Origin of the sequence: Niastella soli, assembly GCF_017742245.1 — a bacterium.
Taxonomy (GTDB): domain Bacteria; phylum Bacteroidota; class Bacteroidia; order Chitinophagales; family Chitinophagaceae; genus Niastella; species Niastella soli.
In genome coordinates this window covers 363,122-385,532 of record NZ_JAGHKO010000002.1, presented here as the reverse complement: position 1 = coordinate 385,532, position 22,411 = coordinate 363,122, and the positions used below count along the sequence as shown (strand labels likewise).

Genomic DNA, 22,411 nt, shown 5'->3' with positions numbered 1-22,411 from the left:
AATTCACAACAACTTCTGTCGTTTTAAATCTTTCGCCAACGCTGTATCAGCTCTAAGCTACTGAATAATTTGAAAGCAATTCACAACAGCGCAAGGGGTATCCGGGCAGAATGGAGAAGCTGTATCAGCTCTAAGCTACTGAATAATTTGAAAGCAATTCACAACGTGACTCCCAATAACAAACTACTTCCAGTTGCTGTATCAGCTCTAAGCTACTGAATAATTTGAAAGCAATTCACAACTGGTGCCTTATAGCATTCGTATTGGGCTGAGCTGTATCAGCTCTAAGCTACTGAATAATTTGAAAGCAATTCACAACCCTGGAAGACGATTGCGACTTCCGTAACCTGCTGTATCAGCTCTAAGCTACTGAATAATTTGAAAGCAATTCACAACCATCTGGCATAGAAGCAACAATCTCCTGTGGGCTGTATCAGCTCTAAGCTACTGAATAATTTGAAAGCAATTCACAACTGAGGTTCTTGCCGCCGCAATGTAGACATAGCTGTATCAGCTCTAAGCTGCTGAATAATTTGAAAGCAATTCACAACGTTGGTAGGGCTCCGTGCTCAGAATTACCCGCTGTATCAGCTCTAAGCTACTGAATAATTTGAAAGCAATTCACAACACCCTCCGGCTTCATTGCCGTTGGTGAAGTGCTGTATCAGCTCTAAGCTACTGAATAATTTGAAAGCAATTCACAACGAGAAGCCAGCCAAGGATAGCATAATAATTGCTGTATCAGCTCTAAGCTACTGAATAATTTGAAAGCAATTCACAACCTTCGATCGCTCGTTTGGCATAGTCGGTGGTGCTGTATCAGCTCTAAGCTACTGAATAATTTGAAAGCAATTCACAACAGCTTTACGTAGCGGCTTAAATAGTTTTGCGCTGTATCAGCTCTAAGCTACTGAATAATTTGAAAGCAATTCACAACACCTTCGTCCACTCACTGGCATCCGCTGTTAGCTGTATCAGCTCTAAGCTACTGAATAATTTGAAAGCAATTCACAACGGCATGGGGCTAGGGATATGGGGAATGATGCTGTATCAGCTCTAAGCTACTGAATAATTTGAAAGCAATTCACAACTAACGGGTCAAGTGTAAAGGAAATTGCATTAGCTGTATCAGCTCTAAGCTACTGAATAATTTGAAAGCAATTCACAACATGGCGGAGTATCGAGCTTCCAAATTTGGCGCTGTATCAGCTCTAAGCTACTGAATAATTTGAAAGCAATTCACAACTCTGCCCCAACGGGCATGTGCAATATTACAGCTGTATCAGCTCTAAGCTACTGAATAATTTGAAAGCAATTCACAACTGGAATGTAGCAATTCCTCCACCCCCTGGCGCTGTATCAGCTCTAAGCTACTGAATAATTTGAAAGCAATTCACAACGATCAGTTACCGAAGCAAACACAAAAGGAAGCTGTATCAGCTCTAAGCTACTGAATAATTTGAAAGCAATTCACAACTGCGTCACTAAATAATAACGCGTTCAATGAGCTGTATCAGCTCTAAGCTACTGAATAATTTGAAAGCAATTCACAACGATATCATGGAAGAGCATGAGAAGCAGTTTAGCTGTATCAGCTCTAAGCTACTGAATAATTTGAAAGCAATTCACAACGCAGGGCATTAATTGTAAATGGTGAATGTGGCTGTATCAGCTCTAAGCTACTGAATAATTTGAAAGCAATTCACAACGGTGATTTGCGTACGTTGTACATTTTCATTGCTGTATCAGCTCTAAGCTACTGAATAATTTGAAAGCAATTCACAACGCCATTCTTCTGTTGTTGAGTGATTTAAGCTGTATCAGCTCTAAGCTACTGAATAATTTGAAAGCAATTCACAACTGTAACAAGCGGCACACTATATACTAGATAGCTGTGTCAGCTCTAAGCTACTGAATAATTTGAAAGCAATTCACAACACCCCGCCGTGAACGTGAGATAAAAAACTTGCTGTGTCAGATCTAAGCTACAGAATAATTTGAAAGCAATTCACAACCAGCAATTTGCAGCCCTTATAGACAACGAAGCTGTATCAGCTCTAAGCTACTGAATAATTTGAAAGCAATTCGCAACTAGAAGAACAAAAAGAAACACGTAAAAAAGCTGTGTCAGCTCTAAGCTACTGAGTAATTTGAAAGCAATTAACAACCTACTGTGCCTGTAGTGCCTGCTTCATGGGGCTGTATCAGCTCTAAGCTACTGAATAATTTGAAAGCAATTCACAACAGGTAGAAAGTTGGGAGGCCCTGGCGACTGCTGTGTCAGCTCTAAGCTATTGAATAATTTGAAAGCAATTCACAACCTTGTGCCACCCTGAATAAATCCGTTCTTCGCTGTGTCGGCTCTAAGCTACTGAATAATTTGAAAGCAATTCACAACTCTTAGCGTACTCAAATAAAATCTTCGGTGCTGTGTCAGCTCTAAGCTACTGAATAATTTGAAAGCAATTCACAACTACACAGGACATGTTCAATAAACTGGACAGGCTGTATCAACTCTAAGCTACTGAACAATTTGAAAGCAATTCACAACTGGTTCAAGCATTGGTAAACTTTTATGGTTGCTGTATCAGCTCTAAGCTACTGAATAATTTGAAAGCAATTCACAACACAGAAATTACCGGGCACCTACTGCATGTAGCTGTATCAGCTCTAAGTTACTGAATAATTTGAAAGCAATTCACAACAACACTCCTTTAGCCGTATTAGGTACTATAGCTGTGTCAGCTCTAAGCTACTGAATAATAATTTGAAAGCAATTCACAACACTTGTTTCAGTGCTGCGGCGAGCGCTTCAGCTGTATCGGCCCTAAGCTACTGAATAATTTGAAAGCAATTCACAACAGAGATACGCAAAAGGGTTAGCAGTTCGGGCTGTGTCAGCTCTAAGCTACTGAATAATTTGAAAGCAATTCACAACTGATCAAAAGGCACAACCATGGTGGCGATAGCTGTGTCAGCTCTAAGCTACTGAATAATTTGAAAGCAATTCACAACAGAGATACGCAAAAGGGTTAGCCGTTCGGGCTGTGTCCGCTCTAAGCTACTGAATAATTTGAAAGCAATTCACGACAACTTCATATTCGGGCATAATGCCGGTACAGCTGTGTCAGCTCTAAGCTACTGAATAATTTGAAAGCAATTCACAACATCTCCTGCCCGACCTTAAAGTTGAAATGGCGCTGTGTCAGCTCTAAGCTACAGATTAATTTGAAAGCAATTCACAACAGCAGGTAATTAGGATTGGCCATTTTTGCTGTGTCAGCTCTAAGCTGCTGAATAATTTGAAAGCAATTCACAACCCACTGAATGACTTTATTGTGGGGTACCTGGCTGTGTCAGCTCTAAGCTGCTGAATAATTTGAAAGCAATTCACAACAGTTTTGCAAGTGCTTCAGCTTGTGTCATAGCTGTGTCAGCTCTAAGCTACTGAATAATTTGAAAGCAATTCACAACGCAGTGGCGCAGAAGAAAGAAACGTGGGTGCTGTGTCATCTCTAATCTACTGAATAATTTGAAAGCAATTCACAACACGACACAAACATTTGTTAACACTTAAATTGCTGTGTCAGCTCTAAGCTATTGAATAATTTGAAAGCAATTCACAACTTTGGAATAACATTATAATCTTAGATTATAGCTGTGTCAGCTCTAAGCTACTGGATAATTTGAAAGCAATTCACAACTAAATCCATTACCCCCGATAATCAAAACTCGCTGTGTCAGCTCTAATCTGCTGAATAATTTGAAAGCAATTCACAACAAAGACCTTGGCGGCCGGCACAATATACATGCTGTGTCAGCTCTAATCTACTGAATAATTTGAAAGCAATTCACAACTGTTACTACCTCCTGTAGCGCTGTATGTTGGCTGTGTCAACTCTAAGCTGCTGAATAATTTGAAAGCAATTCACAACATGGCCATGGCCAGATTCTTTACCTCCCCAGCTGTATCAGCTCTAAGCTACTGAAATTTGAAAGCAATTCACAACACAGTATACTTCATGCCTTTGAACGTGTAAGCTGTGTCAGCTCTAAACTACAGAATAATTTGAAAGCAATTCACAACATGAAGTTCCCAATACAAGTACTGACACATGCTGTGTCAACTCTAAGCTACTGAATAATTTGAAGCAATTCACAATAACCTTCTTTTGTTTCCTGCCAAAATTAGCGTATACTAGAGGCAGCAATGAAACATATTATAATATTCTTTGTAGCGACAGCTTTTTCGGTTGGGGTATTCAGCCAGACAAAAAAAGTAACAGGTAACCTATCAACCTCCGACACGGCTGATCTCACCATTTTAAACATCTACCCCGATTCTTTTCCCAATGTATCGGTTGTGTTTAAAGCCGAAACAAGAAAAGGCGAACCCGTCTGGAATTTAACAAAAGAGAAAATGGCGGTCAGGGAGAATACACAACATTGTGAGGTGGTCTCACTGGCCCAGATCTCCAAATACAAACCGATCAATATTGGCATTGTGATTGACCATTCCGGCTCTATGCGAATGGGTATACACCCCATCGTTGATAGTTTCGGTAATCCAACGAATACCTATAACGTAGATAGCATTGCGCCTATTGATAATGCAAAATCTGCCGTCAAAACATTTGTCTCTACGTTCAATACAAAAAAGGATTTCATTGGTGTAATTGGCTTTTCGGAGGAGGTAGACGAAGTATTACCCCTTTCACAGAATGTTTCAACAATCAATGCCAGCGTTGATTCCATGCAAGCCGGCGGGTCCACTGCATTTTATGACGCGCTGATCAAAGGGATTGAAGAAGTTAAAAAGGCAGATGGCGTAAAGGTATTGGTGGCGCTTACGGATGGTCAGGACAATTCCTCAAAATCAAAATGGAATGAGGTAGTTGATATAGCTAATAAGGCAGAGGTGCCTATTTATATTGTCGGGTTGGGGAATGTTAACAGTGATACGCTTTCGCTTATTGCCAAATCAACCAAAGGGCAGTATTATTATACGAGTTCCGCTTCCTCCTTAAATGTGTTATATAAAGAGATCAGCAAACAGGTGCAGGCGTTTTACGAGCTAGTTTATAATTCTCCCAACTTTTCTTCAGCCGACAGTACCCGGCAAATAGCATTGTCGTTTAACATTGATAGTATTTATTTGGTTACCAATCCTTCCACTAAAGCATTTCCAACAGAAGTGGTTGCGTTTGTAGCCAGGAAAGAAAGGGAAAAGCGATATCCCCTCTATGGCGGTATTGCATTAGTTGTATTGGCTGCAACCGGAACAATCGTATATACTTATCAAAAAAGGAAAAAGAGTTAGTTTAATTAGTTGTCGTAGACCGCAAACCAGAAAGACAGGGCAATCCATAAAATCTGTCATGTGAGAACTATTACCATGAATTGTATTTTTCGCCAGGGAGGTAATTTATTCCTGGTTGTGCTGCTACTCCAGGCGTGTAGCTCATCAAAACCCTTTCAATATCCCGACCGGTATGTGATCCCCACATTGGATGGAAATAGCATTGTAAGAATGCCGGCGAAGAATTGGGAGCTGACATTTGTTGGTGAACCTGTCTTTTATAAACCTACTGGGGCCGGTATAAGAGACGCGAAGGAGGTCTTCCCCAATCAGATACTTAAAAGCGACTCACTTATTATATGGGGTAAAACAACCGGAGCGACTGAGCGCCGGTTTTACCTGTTTGAATCAACCGGTATGTCCAAAAGAGATGAGGATTCTTTTTATGTGCATAATGGTGCTGCGCTGTATACTGTCAGGACTGGCAAATACAAGTTCTTTTTTAAAGGCAACGCCACCGATTCTAAAAGAAGCCTCCAGCTACTCACCTCACTGAGCACGTCGATACCAGCCTGGAACGTCAATTTTGCCGATGTGAACATCGGTAATGACAGTCTAAATATGTATGTTAGTGCTGCTCATAAGATAAATACCCTGGAAAGCTATTATAACAAAGAGCTGACCTCGGCTGAAAGAAATGTGCTGAGTCAGTTCCTGGCAACGTATTGTACGTTTACTGGCGACTATGATAAAGCCTATCGTTATGACCCGACCATCATCCGCAGGGTCGGACCGTCCCGTGTAAACAAACACCTGTTACCGGCTGATGCCAAAAGCGTGATCCTGGAACAGGCAGCACGAAACAAGGTCCTTTTCTTTAACGAATGGCATGTAGACGTACAAACCCGGGCATTCCTGATCACTTTATTACCTGAGTTAAAAAAGCTGGGGTACAACAAGCTGGCATTGGAAGCGCTGTTTACAAAAGTTGATAAGGGTTATCCGGATGCTAACACCGGCTTTTATACAAAGGAACCCATCTTTGGCTTATTGATACGGAAGGCACTGGCATATGGCTATACCTTGATACCATACGAGGACACCACTAAAGGCAATAACACCTTTAATTACCGGGATTCCATGCAGGCCAATAACCTGGTGAATGCCCTTAGCGCAACCAATGATACTGGTAAAACCATTGTGCTGGCCGGTTACAGTCATATTTATAAGTCGCCCGACAATACGGGTAATACTTTTATGGCGCAGTATTTTATGCGGCGGTCGGGCATTACGCCTTATTGTATAGATGCCGTAAATGCCAACAAAAACGCTTTTACTCATGGCGGTGGTTATCCAACACCTTATCTTTTATTAGAGGACTCCCTTTTGGTGAATGATGCGCCGGCGCGGTATGACCTACAGGTGCATTACCCGACCCATTTTTACAGGACAGACAACTATCTGGATTTATATCCTTTCCAATTAAAGAAGACGAACCTGGCAGATCATAGCATTATATTTACCAAAGACAGTGATGCTATAGTATTAATATATCTGTTTGAAGAGTGTCTGAAAGCACAACAGGTAAATGAGTTGGTGCCGGTACAGGTAACCCGTGTTCATCAGACGCGTACTGAAAAAGACATTTACCTGTCGAGTGGCCGTTATATGATCTGTGTATTTAATTTGGATGGTAAACTGGTGAGGCAGAAAGGTATCACTATCAATTGATAACGCTGATGAACATGACCCCGATCAGTAAATTGTGCTACATCGATTTGCGGTATAGGTTTTTTGTTAATGGTCATCTTTATTTCGGTTGAATACCCGTAAGTTTGTATCCCAACCAATTACTCCCCTGAAATTCCTTTACATCTTTACTCTCCTTCGGTTTAAGGGATAGCTATACCTATTTAGCCTTTTCACCTATTTAAGCTTTATCTACAGCTCAAATTCCTTATCTACAACAAATTTAGTAGCAGGTGCTGGATTGTCATTCAGCAAAAATTTTCCGTGGACCTTCATGAGCAAAAAATTAGAGAACCAAACTGTCATCAATTTTCAACATGGTGATGAAAAGGCTTTTGAGAAAGTATTCAAAGCTTATTATAGTTCAATTGTAGTATTTACAAAAAAAATAACCGGTAATCAGGATGAAGCAGAAGACATAACCACGGAGGTGTTTTTAAAATTGTTCCAACGTAATACCCAATTTAAAGATGAACCCGGTATCAGGGCGTTCCTGTATGTGAGTGCCCGTAATAGTTGTCTGAATTATTTGAAGTCGAAAAAAGCACATGACCGCAGTCATTTGGAAATAGCCAAGCGGATGGAGAATGATACGCTGTTAGAGTATGAATATTCTATAAAAGCGGAGATCGTGGAAACCATCCATAAGGCCATAGAGAACCTGCCCGATGAATGCCGGAAGATCTTTAAGCTGCTATATTATGATGAGCTGAAACCCGCCGAGGTGGCAGCTTTGCTGCAGATCTCGGTCAATACGGTGTATGTACAAAAGAGCCGGGCGATGCAGGTATTGCGGTTAAGATTATCAGAAAACCAACTGGCTGTAGCCTGGCTTTTTTACACGCTGGCATTGCTTGAGCTGGATGTGGTTTGTCGTCCATTTTATGCCCTTCTTTGAAGACCGGGCAAAAAAATATTTCCCGGCTGTAAAGAATTAGCAACTAGATGTTGTTTAAAGATTAACCGAACGTTATCAAATTATTACCGGAGGGGATGATCAATTAAAACCATTAACCGAGTGGATCAGCCCCAGTAAATTAAATGGTGTCAGGATAGTGCAGTGTGAAAACCCCATATTTAATAGGATATTTACAAACCATTATTCTACGCTAATGATAAAACGATTGCTTGTAACTGCCATTGGTAACTTATTTATGATCTTTGTTTCCGGTCAGGAAGTATACAAAATTGATATTAAGAATACCAGGGCTAACATCCAACCCACCATGTGGGGCTTGTTCTTTGAAGACATTAATCGTGGCGCCGATGGCGGCTTGTACGCAGAACTTATAAAAAACAGGAGCTTCGATTTCCCAAAACCGATGACTGCCTGGGAAACATGGCCGAAGAATGTACGTGATGGTATCTTCCTCATCACAAAGGATATGGATCCCAATGCTAAAGATCCCAAATTCATGACAGTTTCGACCAGTGAAAAGGATACAGTCGGTTTAGTAAACTCAGGGTTCGATGGGATTTATTTTAAGAAAGGGCTCAACTATACATTTACCTTGCAATACCAGCAGGTTCAACCAGGTATCCATGTGCGGGTATTTTTGATCAATACAAATAATCGCCCAATTGGAAACGCATCAATGGAGCTTAATGCAGCAACCTCCAAAGGCTGGCAGGAACAACAGATCACAATCACGCCAAACGATTCTGCCATTGTAGGAAAGCTGCTGGTCATATTTGAAGGCGAAGGAAAGTTAGCCGTAGATCGGATCTCACTGATGCCAACAGATACCTGGAGGGATCGTCCGGGTGGATTGCGGCATGACCTGGTGCAAAAGTTGTATGATCTGCATCCCGGTTTTCTTCGTTTCCCAGGTGGTTGCATTGTAGAAGGAAATCAACTCGTTCATCGCTATCAATGGAAGAATACCATCGGTCCGCTAAACGACCGCTTGCTTGTTCAGTCGATTTGGGCCGATGATGTGCCGAACCGGCAAACGCCAGATTATATGGAAAGTTTTGGGCTTGGCTTCCTTGAATACTTTCAATTATGCGAAGACCTCGGCGCCTCACCTATGCCCATTATCAATTGTGGCATGAGTTGTCAATTTGATGCAGCAGAAGTGGTCCCCCTTTCACAATTGGAACCTTTTATTCAGGATGCACTTGATTTGATTGAATTTGCCAATGGAGATGTAACTACTACCTGGGGTGCTAAGCGAGCAGCATATGGCCATCCTGACCCATTCAAAATGAAAATACTTGGAGTGGGCAATGAAAACTGGGGACCGCAATATGTTGAGCGCCTTGATCTGTTTACAAAAGCGATTAAAGAAAAATATCCCTATATTAATATAGTAAATGCAACAGGATACAGCAGGAATATTCCTGTGTTTACGTACATGGATAGTGTATTACGTAAAAGAAATGTGGACATTATTGATGAACATTTTTACGACACGCCAGACTGGTTCATGAGAAATTCAACGCGATACGACAGTTACGACAGGAAAGGACCAAAAATATTTGTAGGCGAATATGCTGCACAAACCGATAGGATAGGAAGTCAGAAAAATGTCAATAATCTCATGGCGGCTTTGTCTGAGGCCTGTTTTATGACGGGATTGGAAAGAAATGCAGATGTGGTATCTATGGCAGCTTATGCGCCGCTTTTTGCGCATGTGGATGGCTGGCAATGGACCCCTAATTTGATTTGGTTTGACAATATAACTTCCTATAACACACCCAGCTATTATGTGCAACAACTTTTCTCTTTGAATAAAGGTACGCATGTGCTTTCACTGACAGAAGGTGGAAGGACAATCAATGCGCTCGATAGTATTTGGGCCAATGCAGTAATTGACACAAGTACCAACGAAGTGATCATTAAGGTAGTTAATCCATCCACGTCAGCAAAACGGAAAAAGATCTCGATCCCATCTATAAAGGATCAATCGGTAAAATCTATTGTTACAGTGCTTGCCGGGCACCCGGATGATATGAATAAGATCGAAAAACCGGACATAATTAAGCCGGAGACAAAACAGGAGACATTGAAATCAAATAATATGGTATTCGATTTTCCGCCATATTCACTAACTGTTGTAAGATTACAGACTGCAGGCAGATAATTCATAGCGCCGTTGCCTGGCTTATTTATACAGTCGCGATGCTACAGCCAGAGGTGGTTTGTCGTCCATTTTATGCCCTTCTTTGAAAACCAGGCAAAAAAATATTTGCTTACTGTAAAGAATTAGCAACCTCATGTTGTTTTAAGGTTAACCGAATGTTATCAAATTATTACCGGAGGGGAAGTTCAATAAAAACCATTAACCGAGTGGATCAGCACGCAGCAATTACCGAACTATTATTCAAGCATCTGAAGCAGGAGCTTACACCCGATGAATCGGCGACCCTATCAGCGTGGGTGGCGCAGTCGGAAACAAACCGCCAGTTCTTTGATGATTTGACCAATATGCCCGCGCTCATGGCTGAAGTGCGGGCATATAAAGAAGGCGAGCAGCTTGATCTGGAGGCAGCCTGGACCAGGATAAAAGAGATAGGTTGGGAGGAACCGGTAGTTCAGTCCAAAAGAATTTTTAGAATGAACTGGCTGGTGTATGCTGCGGCTGCCCTGTTGTTGATCATGACCTCCACTACCTTGTATCTGTTACTTCACTCTGATAAGTCGGCAGCCGTACCGGCAGTAATTCATGCCCAGCAAAGCGATGCGAAACCCAGCTCCACGCATGCCTATCTCACGCTTGACAATGGCAAAACCATACAACTCGATAACTCGAGCGGCCTGTTAGCCAGGCAGGGCAGTATGAAAGTAGAGAAGAAAGATAATGGCGCCTTGAGCTACTCCTCGGATGGACTTGCTTCTTCTGAAAAACCACTCTATAATAAGGTGACCGTACCCAAGGGGAGCGATGTGGTGTATTTGCAATTATCAGATGAAACGAAGGTGTGGTTGAATGCGGAAAGTTCAATCCGGTATCCGGTAGCTTTTAAAGAAAATGAGCGCAAAGTAGAGATCACCGGGGAAGCTTATTTTGAAGTTGCGAAATCAAAAGGGAAACGTTTTGTTGTAAGCAAAGGCAACATGAGCGTACAGGTATTAGGTACGAAGTTCAATGTAAATACGTACGAAAACGAAGCCGATATTAAGGTGACCCTGTTAGAAGGCTCCGTTAAAGTACAGCAGGAGCAATCGCAAAAGATCATAAAACCCGGCGAACAAGCCGTTGTAAACGGTGCCAAAATAAATGTAGTAAGTGATGTAGACCTGCACCAGGTAATGGCCTGGAAAGAAGGCAGGTTCGTTTTTAATAATACCAATATCCAGTTGATCATGCACCAGATGGAACGCTGGTATGATTTGGGTCCCACCCAGTTTGAGAACGAAGCCGTAAAGCAATGGGAGTTCAATGGTGAGATCTCCCGCTACAGCAATGCATCAAAAGTATTAGAGCTGTTGGAAAAAACAGGCGCTGTTAAATTCACCGTAGAGGGAAAAAAAATTGTTGTCAGGCCACTATAATAGCCCAACTCTGTTTGTGTCGTTAACCCCAAGTAAGGTGTTGTATTAAGTGTAATTTGTCTAACCATAAAATTGCCTTATCATCATTCAATTCCTGCCTTATTGTATTATTAAGCCTCGTCCTACCGGAGGGGAGTGCATCCCGTTAAGCATTAGGCCACGTCCATCTATTTAACCATTTGTAGGAGAAATTGACTCTCTGCTTTTATGCTACGATTACTTTATACTAACTGCTAAAAACAGAAAGCCAGCAATGCTGCTACATTGCCGGCTTTTAAAATGTCAACCTGCAAGTTTCTAAGGCATTACATTGTTAACATTCAACCCAAAGTTATGCAAATTATTGTTTGCAAACTAGTGTCATTATTGTCTGCCATAGGCAATAAGGCGACTAAACCAGGTGCTGTGGCCGGCACCACCAAAATGCTGCGGCAAGCAGGTAGAATTATGAAACTTACTGCTATTTTAATTCTAGGAGCATGTCTTCAGATCCATGCTACAGGGTTGGGGCAGGGGATCACCTTATCGGAGCGGGACGTTCCGATAGAGAAGGTGCTTAAGAAAATACAGCAACAGAGCGACTACAAATTCTTGTACACTTCTCAGTTGTTGGAAGGAGCACCGAAGGTTACTGTAGTTGTGAAAAATGCGCCTATTCAGCAGGTACTTGATTTGGTTTTTAAGGGAGATAGGTTGGATTATGAAGTAAATGAGCATATGGTTATTATTCGGCCGAGGAGGGAAGAGTCTGTTAAGTTAGCAACGCCATCATTTACAAAAGATCCCATTGGCGAAGTGCGGGGTGTTATAACAGATGAGAATGGCATGCCGGCGCAGAATGTGAATGTTATGGTGAAAGGGACCAGTAAGGGTACCACGACAAATTTGCGAGGGGAATTTGTATTACGGGATGTGTCGGAGAATGCGGTGTTGCTGATCTCTTCCATTGGGTTTGACCGGCAGGAAATAATAGTTAAGAATAAGGACTTTCTTTCAGTTAAACTAAAGATAGCCGTGGGTAATCTGGACGAAGCGCAGGTGATTGCATATGGTGCCACTAGCCGCCGCTTTACAACGGGTAATGTTTATACAGTGAAAGCGGCTGATATTGAAAAACAACCGGTACAAAATCCTTTGCTAGCATTAGAGGGACGTGTCCCAGGTGTAGTAATTATACAAACTACTGGTCTTTCGAATGGTGCTGTAAAAATACGTATACAGGGGCAGAATAGCATTGTGGATGCCCGTAATGAGCCTCTTATCATAATTGACGGGCTTCCGTATCCTGCTATTTTACCCCAAGACCGTAATGGTACTCCTGTCTCGGGTGGTGGTCCTACAGGTGCCAGCCCTTTGAGTTATTTAAATCCAATGGATATAGAGTCTATTGATGTATTGAAGGATGCCGATGCCACTGCTATATATGGTTCGAGGGCTGCCAACGGTGCTATCATCATTACAACCAAAAGTGGGAAAGTTGGTAAAGCAAAAATTGATATTAATTTTCAACAAGGTTGGGGACAAATTACACGCAAAGCGAAGATGATGAATCGCCGGCAATATCTGGATATGCGGTATGAAGCTCTGAGTAATGATGGGATTGATCTAAATACCATTCCTTCTACTTCTGAATACTATGATTTGAAGCTATGGGATACAAGCAGATACACCGATTGGCAAAAGCAATTAATAGGCGGAACAGCACAATATACAAATATCAGTGCTTCTGTAGCAGGCGGTGTAGAAACCATACAATACCTTATAGGTGCAATATATAACCGAACGACTGATGTCTTTCCTGGTGATTTGGATGATCAAAAGGGATCTGTACACTTTAATGTAAAGGGATTGTCATCGAACCGTCGCTTCACTGCTCAGTTATCTGGTATGTATATGGTGGATGAAAATAAATTGCCAGGTGTAGATCTTACACAAAGAGCCATTTTGATTGAACCAGTGGCCCCTGCACTTTATAAAGCAGATGGTACTCTAAACTGGCAGCCAAACAGTGAAGGAAAGTCGACTTGGGAAAATCCTATGGTTTACAGTTTATATAGGAATTATACCCATAATACGCGAAATCTTGTAAGTAATGCGTTACTTAGTTATACGCTTCTGCCTGGCTTGGAGGCCAAGAGCAGTTTTGGTTATTTTAATATGCAAACCAATTCTTTTGTATCAACTCCAATCGAATTTTATCCGCCAGAAAGTAGGCCAAACTCAGTAAGGCAAGCTCAACATACTTATTCAACACACAGCACTTGGATAATAGAACCCCAGGTTTCTTATACTAGAAATTTTAAAAATGCACAAATTGAAACACTCGTGGGCGCCACGATTCAAGAAAATAATGATGAGTCATTTGAAATATCTGGCAGTGGCTATCCCAGCAATCTTGTACTTGGCAATATTTTATCAGCAGTATCCATAGATTCAAGAAGCAATTCTAATGTTTTATACAAGTATAATGCTCTGTTCGGGCGATTAAACTTAAAATGGAATAATAAATACCTAATTAATTTAAACGCCAGAAGGGATGGTAGCAGTCGCTTTGGAGAGAAGAACCGATTCCATAATTTTGCTAGTGTCGGAATAGGTTGGATATTTAGCAATGAAAAATTTATTCAGAAAGCGATACCATTCCTTAGTTTTGGCAAGTTAAGAGGTAGCTATGGTACTACGGGTAATGATCAAATTGGCGATTATTCATATTTAAATCTTTATTTTAGCTCTCCTGCACCCATTCCATATCAAGGTACAGCAAATCTGTCAACATTTACCTTGCCTAATCCTTACCTACAATGGGAAGAAACTAAAAAATGGCAGGTAGGAATAGACCTTGGATTTTTGAACGATCGAATGATTTTGAATTTTACTTATGTTCTCAATAGATCTTCTAACCAACTCTTACCGTATACCTTGCCAACTATAACTGGCGTTAGCAATATACTTAGTAATTTTCCAGCAATTGTACAAAACACCAGTTTGGAGTTTTCGTTAAATACAACAAATATTAAATCTAAAACCTGGAACTGGACAAGCAGCTTTAATCTTACCATCCCCCAAAATAAGCTAATCTCTTTTCCAAATATCGCAGAATCCAGTTATGCCTCAGGATTTGATGGCGTCATAGTGGGGCAGCCCCTTGGAATAATTAAACTTTTTCATTATTCGGGAGTTGATCCAGCAACTGGTGAACCTCATGTTATTGACGTTAATGGTAATGCTACTTCAACTCCTGATTTTGATAAAGATTTTTATATTCTACGTTCTCCATCTCCTCGGTATTTTGGAGGTATTCAGAATGTAATCCAGTATAAAGGCCTAGAGCTCAGCTTTCTTTTTCAATTCGTGCATCAGTTGGGAAAAAGGGCATTGTTTTATGATAATGGAATGCTTGCACCTGGTGCCTTTATCAGAATGTTAAGTAACCAGCCTGCCTCTGCGTTAGATCGTTGGCGGAAATCTGGAGATAATAATGTTATGGGAAAATTTACTACTGATCCTTTATTTTCGTTTCCTTTCTATTTGGCTTCAGGTAGTGATGCGGGTTATTCGTATGATGCCTCTTATATCCGATTAAGAAACTTTTTCCTGTCATGGCGATTGCCTATTACGTGGAAACAATCAAGTAAGATTCGCGATATACAAATCTATTGTCAGGGGCAAAATTTACTCACATTTACCAATTATTCGGGATTGGATCCTGAAAATCAAAATGCGTCTGCATTGCCACCGCTACGTATGTTGGTGGCAGGACTTAAAATAGGATTGTAGCGTGGCAAATAGGGGAGTAAGATGTAACGTTTGACTACAAAATTAAATTTATGCATTTAAATAAAAGTATAATAAGCCAATGGCGTGATGTCAATGTTAATAGTTTTGTCAAAGTCGTCTTTATTGGCTGTGTATCCATAATTCAAACCAATTGTGAAAAACTGGTAGATATACCGACCCCTAATTTTGCTGTTACAGGAAGCAATGTTTACACAGAAGATGCAACCGCAATTGCAGTCCTCAATGGTATCTATCTTGATATGAGTGCCGCTTCTAAAGTTTTTTCGGGTGCGAGAAGCATATCTTTTTATACAGGCTTATCTTCCGATGAACTTGTTTTATATGATGTCTTTGCAGATGAATCATTGAAAAAATATTACCAAAATGAATTAGTTGTTACCGGTGCAACAGTCGCTGGTTTCGAAACTTGGGCGCCATTATACAATTATGTGTTCCGATGCAATGCTGCTATAGAAGGGTTAACTGTTTCAAAAACTTTGACACCATCCGTTAAAGAGCAATTGCTTGGTGAGGCCATACTACTACGTGCATTTGTTTATTTTTATCTAGTCAATCTTTTCGGAGATGTACCATTGGTATTGTCAACCGATTATAAGGTAAATGCAACATTAGCCAGAAGTCCTAAATCACAGGTGTATCAGCAGATAATTGCCGACTTAAATGAAGCGAAAGGCCTTCTTTCCAATAATTTTCTTAATGCCACTTTACAAGAAAGTTCCAATGAAAGGATAAGGCCCACTAAATGGGCAGCGGCGGCTTTGCTAGCAAGAACTTATTTGTATACTGAGAAATATGCCTCTGCTGAGGCAGAGGCTACTGAAGTAATCAACAATAGCACTTTGTTTACTTTGCCAGAATTGGCAAATGTTTTTTTGAAAAATAGTACAGAAGCAATCTGGCAATTACAACCAACTGATATTGGATACAATACCCAAGAATCTGTAACATATATGTTGATACCAAATGGGCCGATAGGAGGAGCTGAAAAGGGAATATTCTTAAGTCCACGATTGCTGAGCAGCTTTGAATCAGATGATCAACGCAGACTCAATGGAAATTGGGTTGATAGTATTATAGTCAGTGGTACAATTTATTATTTTCCGAATAAATATAAGTATAATCCTGTTTTCGATCCTTCCACCGCTTCCACTGCCGATATGAAAGAATATCTGATGCTGCTTAGACTTGGAGAACAATTGCTAATCAGGGCTGAGGCAAGGGCTCAGCAGGGTAATATCAGTGGTTCTCAAAGTGATTTGAATAGCATTCGCAGAAGATCAGGGTTAGAAAATACAACTGCTAATGATATAACATCGTTACTGGCCGCGATTCTTCATGAACGCCAGGTGGAATTATTTACAGAATTTGGTCATCGCTGGTTTGACCTCAAAAGGACTGAGTATGTGGATACGATAATGAACCAAGTCACTATACTTAAAGGTGGAATTTGGCAATCAACAGATCAATTATATCCATTACCATTAAGTGAACTGCAGCATGCACCGAATCTTATACAAAATGCAGGGTACTGAATCCCCCTGAATAATGCACCAATTAAATTAGTTCTTTGATACTGGCTGTCTCAATGCTCTGTAAGTGATAATGATAGGTCCGTCGGATGCGTTTTCAGGGCCAGCCTTATACAACCTTTAGCTGCTATCCCGTTTTCAATCATAGACGAAAACTGTAAAAACACAAGTTTGATCACGAAGTGCGAAAATGTCTTGTTTCTAAGCACAAACATGATGATTTGTGCCCAACGTTCATTCTTTTTATCTCGATATTTATCAGAGCCATACTTGTGTTGCAATTGATGCTGTTTGATACCCTTTCTATTAATTAACAGTGAGTTGGATTTTAAGGTGCCCGATAAATATGGAATGGATATGATTTGGATAAATAAATTGCAACAGACAACAAAGATATTTGAGTGAGTTGAAAAGATTGTGAAGCTGGCTCTTCCAATAGGTCATTTCTCTCGCTTTTAAAGAGTAGCAGAAAATGGTCATTTAATTCGCCGACGCAAAGTCATTATCTCTTTAGGAATTCTTTATTCCAGCCATTAATTAACCAGGAAAAAAATAAAAAATATGAGAAGCATCAAACGATCATTATGCTTAATGATGTTATTTATAGCATCTACAATAAATGCCCAAGAAGATGCGTCCCAGCGTGGAATACAATGGACTACTGGTCTTACGTGGCAACAGGTAAAGGAAAAGGCAAAAATAGAGAATAAATATATTTTTCTAGATTGCTTTGCTACCTGGTGTGGGCCATGCAAGCAAATGGAGAAAAAAGTTTACATTAATGATACGGTTGGACAGCTTTTCAATCAGAAGTTTATTTCAATAAAAGTGCAGTTTGATAAAACTGAAAAAGACAATGAAGACATCAAACGATGGTATGATGATGTGGCTATTCTTGAAAAAGAATACAGAGTAAAGGGATTCCCCACCTATATATTTCTGTCGCCACAAGGGCTTTGGGTACACAACGAACTCGGTTTTCAATCGGTAGCAGAGTTTATAAATACAGCTCAAATTGCATTGCAGCCTGATCGTGTATACGTAGATCCGAATGAGGACTTTTATAAAATGGCAGAAAATTATAAAGAAAATAAAAAGGATTTTCGGCAAATGCCTTATATGCGAAAAAAGGCTCTGGAGTTAGATGAGTTGGATATGGCGAACGCTGTTGCTCATGATTATAAACAATTTTTGACTGGTCTTAGCAAAGAAGAACTTTATACAAGGGAAAATTTGGAATTTTTGGCATCCACTTATATCGCTAAAACTTCGCCCTTTTTCAGTTTGTTTTATCCAAACGGTCGACGCGCTGATGCAGTGATGAATCAAAATGGATTTGCCGCAAGGGTTGTTGAGAATACAGTCAATGTAGAAATAGTAATGCCGTTTTATAAGCATTATGGATTTGTGCCAGCACGGATTTTTGGTAGTAAAGTGGATTCTACGGAGGCAGATTGGAAGGCTCTATATCAGTCTATCCGTAAAAGCTTCAATAGGGAGTATGCGAAAAGAAGTTTATTGGATGCTCGAATTAATTGGTATGATACAAAACAAAACGACCCAGCTTTTTTGAAATATTATTTCCATTATTTAGAATTATATGGTCTGGATACTTCGCAAGTGCATCGAAACAGTCCTTATTATGCAAGTTCAATAAATATTTATTGTTGGGTGCGTGTTTTTGAGCGCGCTACAGATAAGACAACTCTTGAAAAAGCAACCTGGATTATGAGAAAATTAGTAATGTTAACTAATGAATGCGCATACATAGATACCTACGCTAATTTACTATATAAATTGGGAAAAGTAAGAGAGGCAATTGAATGGGAGGAAAAAGCATTACAAGGTGCTTTGGAAATGAAATGGGATCAACAGATAGAAGAATATGTTAAAAATTTGGAAAAAATGAAAAGGGGAGAACCAACATGGCTTGGACAGGTTGGGAAGACTGCTCAATAGTAATGAAGCTGTTTTAGAATGTTAGCAGTAACTATCGTGCGAATCCATTCACTATGGTTAGTAATTAAACTAGGGTGTTGGCAAACATAGTTCCAGTTAATGAGTATTTAAGAGCATTACTTCTGTATTGGAAAAGCTTGCCTTTAAGTATATAGAAAGTTAAACCCAATTGGAAAGGGTGTTTTCAATAACTTCCCCCGTTCATGGCCAGGCGAATGGCTGTCGAATCCTACGAAGTGATTGCTTTAAAAACCAAACAGTTCTTATCTAACTAATCAGCTTGAACGCCTCATATCTAAGAAAATAATCTTATGTTTTATAAGTAATCTACAGGAAAAACTATGCAGATTGTTACAAATGAAATGGAGGAACGGATGGTAAGATAATCGATATTTTACATTCGAGGAAATGATACAATATTTATCAAAGATAGATTTCCCTTAAATACAAAATATTAAGAAATAACATACAGGAATTAAATGCTTTTTCGTAAATTAAATGAATTGAGTCTGTAGAAAAACTACATTGTTCGTGTTATTAATTACAACCAATGGCAAAAAATCGTAAAGCAACATTTTATGCAATATTTGGGTTTGATACTTATACTCTTATTAAGTAATATCGGCGCAACAGCGCAACGTCTGGTTCTACAGGATAGTAATCTTATACCGTATTCAGTGCAAGACTTTACCCACTATCTTTGGACTCCAATGTACGAAAAAACAGGTAAGCCTGTTATTGATTTCAGTGCGATAGATCATTGGTATGGCGTAGAACCAAGCCTCCATGGTGTTGCCATAAGCCCAGATGGACGCTATTTTACCTATAAAATACAAAATCAACCTTTCAATAGTTACACAATTGTAATACAAGCCATTGATAGTACCTGGAAATATACTTTTTGTGGTGCTGAGCCAGGTTGTTTTTCTGGAGATAGCCGCCACTATATTTTAAGGGTAGGGGACAGTCTTTGTTTTCTGACACTTGGAAAAATGCAACTCCGTTATATACCTGGTGTTTCTGGTTATAAGTTGTTTGAACAAGGAAAAGGGCAATGGTTGGTATGGCAGTATAAGGATAGTGTTCAAAGGTTAGTGCTATACGACTTGTTTTCGGATAAAGAGAAGATGGTTTTTAGGGGAGTGTCTGATTACTCTTTTGATAATAGTGGCCAATGGCTTTGCTGCCAGTTAACCGGTGCTGAAAAAGAATTGCTGCTTTATAATTTAATTACTGGAGTGACACTGAGGTTTAGTTCGGTGGTAAAGTATGTCCTGGACGATAAAGGGAAGCTAATGATATTGGAAACGGATCAAAACAATCGTTTTAAGTTGCAGTGGGTTCCTCTGTTGACTGGCAAAACACGTATGATTTGGGAGGCGGATAGTGAAGGAAATAATAGGGTTGATATGTTTGTATTAGATAAGACAGGTTCACAACTCGCCTTTTTAGTTCAGCAATTATCAGACTCTAAGTATAATGAAAATTCTGTTAAAGTGGACGATAATGTTGCCAATACCATTTGGTACTATAAAGAAGGTATGATCAGAGCTACCCTAAAGGTTAAGGACCAATCGCCAGGAATATCATCTAATTTATACATTCATGGGGCACCAAATTTTACCAGTGATGGCAAATATATAATGTTCTCTTTAAAGCCACAAGTGAAAAAAAGGGAATCTAATCCGAACGCCGTTCAGGTAGATGTGTGGAATTACAAGGATCCCATGCTGCAATCTGAGCAATTGTTATTAGATCCGAATAATATATCCACCTATACAGCGGTGATAGGGACAGAAAATGGTACGAGTATTCAATTGTCAACGACGAATAGAAAATATTTAGGGGTAATCGGCGACTATGCGTTGGTGAAACATGATGTTTGTGGAGATCGATTTTGGGAAAAGCCAGAGATAGACAGTTTTTGGTTAGTATCCATGAAAAGCGGTTCGAGCTTTTTTCTTGTGAAGCAATTATTTGCTAATCTTGCGGTTTCTCCAACCCATAAGTATTTGTTTTATTTTGATGAGGCAGTGGGGCATTATTTCAGTTATGACATAGTCACAGGAAAAAAGAAGAATATATCGGAAACAATCCCCGTATACATGGGTACTGAACAGCCTTCTGATCCCCTGCCAGGTTTTAGTAATTTGAGAACCGGAATAGCTGGCTGGTTGGAAGGAGAAAAAGGAGTGTTGCTTTATGACAGCTATGATATCTGGCAGTTGGATTTAACTGGCAAGATGCCACCCGTTAACGTAACCAATGGGTACGGTCGTAAACATGGTATTACATTTCGATTAACTGGGGGGTTAAATAAAAGTGCAAGTTATATCAATGGTATCGGCCCCATTTTTTCCACTAATGGTTCGTTAGTTTTAACAGCATACAATACAACGAATGGAGATAATGGCTTTTACCAGAAAACTTTAAATATGGAAGGGGATCCTACTTTATTAAGTATGGGACCTTGGCTTATGAGTATAGAAGCTAATTCGGTTCTAAATAATGGTGACAATGCAGCCGGTATGATCACGCCCATGAAAGCACAAAATGCTGATGTTTGGATTGTTCGCCGGCAGGCAGCCACCGATGCCCTGAATTATTTTTTTACCACGAATTTTAAACAGTTTAAAAGACTGACTAACATACAACCTCAATCTGCCTATAATTGGATGACTTCTGAATTGATTGCCTTTCCTCAGATGGATAAAACTATTAGTCAAGGGGTGCTGTATAAGCCAGAAAATTTTAACCCGGCCCAGAAATATCCTGTATTAATCAATTATTATTTTCAATTCTCACAACTTTTGAACGAATGTCCATCTCCATATTATATGGGCAATGGATTTTTAAACATTCCTTGGTTTGTGAGCAGGGGTTACCTTGTGTTTACTCCAGATATTTATTTTACCCAGGGCAGGCCAAGACCTGCCAGTGCATTGAATACAGTAGAGGGTGCAGCGTTATTTCTCAGCAAACTACCTTATGTGAATTCCAAAAGGATAGGCATTTGCGGTCATAGCCGGGCAGGTGGATACACAAATTACATTCTAACTCATTCCAATCTTTTTACTGCTGCATTATCAAGTGCTGGCGTAAGTGATTGGATCAGCGCTCAGCTCTACTTGATAAAAGATATTGGTGTGCCTCGTTTGAGTGCTGCACAACAGGAACCTTTTTTTTGGGAAAAGTTTGAGGTAATGAAGGAGAGCCCAATTATGAATGTAGATAAGATAACTAGTCCTTTATTGATTATGCATAATAAACTCGACGGGGCTGTACCTTGGGAACAAGCAGTGGAACTATTTGTTGCTATGCGGCGATTTGGCAAATCAGTATGGATGCTGCAATATGATAATGAAAACCATAACATGGCTAATCCCCAAAATTGTAAAGATTTTACCATTAGGGTCACTCAATACTTTGATCACTTTTTAAAAGAAGCCCCTGAACCGAAGTGGATGGTAACAGGGGTGCCTGCTAACCTAAAAGGAATAGAGCATGGACTGGAATTGGAGATCAATGGCGGCTTTCGCTGAGATGCCCATTATTATGATCTAAGGGAATCTTAAGATT

9 protein-coding genes and 1 CRISPR repeat array (1 of these 10 only partly in view) are annotated in these 22,411 nt (G+C 40.0%); all 9 genes read left to right on the top strand.

The annotated features are described in order from the left end of the window. Positions 1–4,087: a CRISPR direct-repeat array (repeat unit 47 nt; unit sequence GCTGTATCAGCTCTAAGCTACTGAATAATTTGAAAGCAATTCACAAC); it reaches 1,421 nt to the left of the window's first position. Between the two features lie 123 nt (positions 4,088–4,210). The 9 genes from J7I42_RS14125 to J7I42_RS14085 all read left to right on the top strand — a co-directional run bounded on the left by J7I42_RS14125 (position 4,211) and on the right by J7I42_RS14085 (position 22,374). After that, positions 4,211–5,320: a vWA domain-containing protein gene (locus tag J7I42_RS14125; protein WP_209139462.1), complete on the top strand. Its 1,110-nt coding sequence runs from the start codon at positions 4,211–4,213 to the stop codon at positions 5,318–5,320. 60 nt (positions 5,321–5,380) lie between these two features. Next, complete coding sequence (locus J7I42_RS14120) at positions 5,381–7,030, top strand: TraB/GumN family protein (protein WP_209139461.1); 1,650 nt, start codon at positions 5,381–5,383, stop codon at positions 7,028–7,030. Between the two features lie 292 nt (positions 7,031–7,322). Beyond that, complete coding sequence (locus tag J7I42_RS14115; protein WP_209139460.1) at positions 7,323–7,946, top strand: RNA polymerase sigma factor; 624 nt, start codon at positions 7,323–7,325, stop codon at positions 7,944–7,946. 214 nt (positions 7,947–8,160) lie between these two features. Then, entirely contained in the window at positions 8,161–10,134 is a 1,974-nt protein-coding gene (locus J7I42_RS14110; RefSeq protein ID WP_209139459.1) for an alpha-L-arabinofuranosidase C-terminal domain-containing protein, read from the top strand. A 206-nt stretch (positions 10,135–10,340) separates the two neighbouring features. Next, positions 10,341–11,546, top strand: a complete 1,206-nt coding sequence (locus J7I42_RS35585) for a FecR family protein (RefSeq protein WP_209139458.1) — start codon at positions 10,341–10,343, stop codon at positions 11,544–11,546. Between the two features lie 333 nt (positions 11,547–11,879). Then, the gene (locus tag J7I42_RS14100; RefSeq protein WP_209139457.1) at positions 11,880–15,323 is read left to right on the top strand and encodes a SusC/RagA family TonB-linked outer membrane protein; all 3,444 of its coding nucleotides are present in this window, start codon (positions 11,880–11,882) and stop codon (positions 15,321–15,323) included. A gap of 50 nt (positions 15,324–15,373) precedes the next feature. Continuing rightward, positions 15,374–16,876, top strand: a complete 1,503-nt coding sequence (locus tag J7I42_RS14095) for a RagB/SusD family nutrient uptake outer membrane protein (RefSeq protein ID WP_209139456.1) — start codon at positions 15,374–15,376, stop codon at positions 16,874–16,876. A 558-nt stretch (positions 16,877–17,434) separates the two neighbouring features. Beyond that, positions 17,435–18,832, top strand: coding sequence for a thioredoxin family protein (locus J7I42_RS14090; protein ID WP_209139455.1), 1,398 nt, complete (start codon positions 17,435–17,437; stop codon positions 18,830–18,832). A 578-nt stretch (positions 18,833–19,410) separates the two neighbouring features. Next, positions 19,411–22,374: an alpha/beta hydrolase family protein gene (locus J7I42_RS14085; protein ID WP_209139454.1), complete on the top strand. Its 2,964-nt coding sequence runs from the start codon at positions 19,411–19,413 to the stop codon at positions 22,372–22,374. The last annotated feature ends 37 nt before the right edge of the window (positions 22,375–22,411 follow it).

Bases quoted from the DNA above. Each gene is read 5' to 3' on its own strand.
- J7I42_RS14115 (WP_209139460.1), top strand. From the start codon at position 7,323: ATGAGCAAAAAATTAGAGAACCAAACTGTCATCAATTTTCAACATGGT.
- J7I42_RS14100 (WP_209139457.1), top strand. From the start codon at position 11,880: ATGCAAATTATTGTTTGCAAACTAGTGTCATTATTGTCTGCCATAGGC.
- J7I42_RS14095 (WP_209139456.1), top strand. From the start codon at position 15,374: ATGCATTTAAATAAAAGTATAATAAGCCAATGGCGTGATGTCAATGTT.
- J7I42_RS14085 (WP_209139454.1), top strand. From the start codon at position 19,411: ATGCAATATTTGGGTTTGATACTTATACTCTTATTAAGTAATATCGGC.
- J7I42_RS14125 (WP_209139462.1), top strand. From the start codon at position 4,211: ATGAAACATATTATAATATTCTTTGTAGCGACAGCTTTTTCGGTTGGG.
- J7I42_RS14110 (WP_209139459.1), top strand. From the start codon at position 8,161: ATGATAAAACGATTGCTTGTAACTGCCATTGGTAACTTATTTATGATC.
- J7I42_RS14090 (WP_209139455.1), top strand. From the start codon at position 17,435: ATGAGAAGCATCAAACGATCATTATGCTTAATGATGTTATTTATAGCA.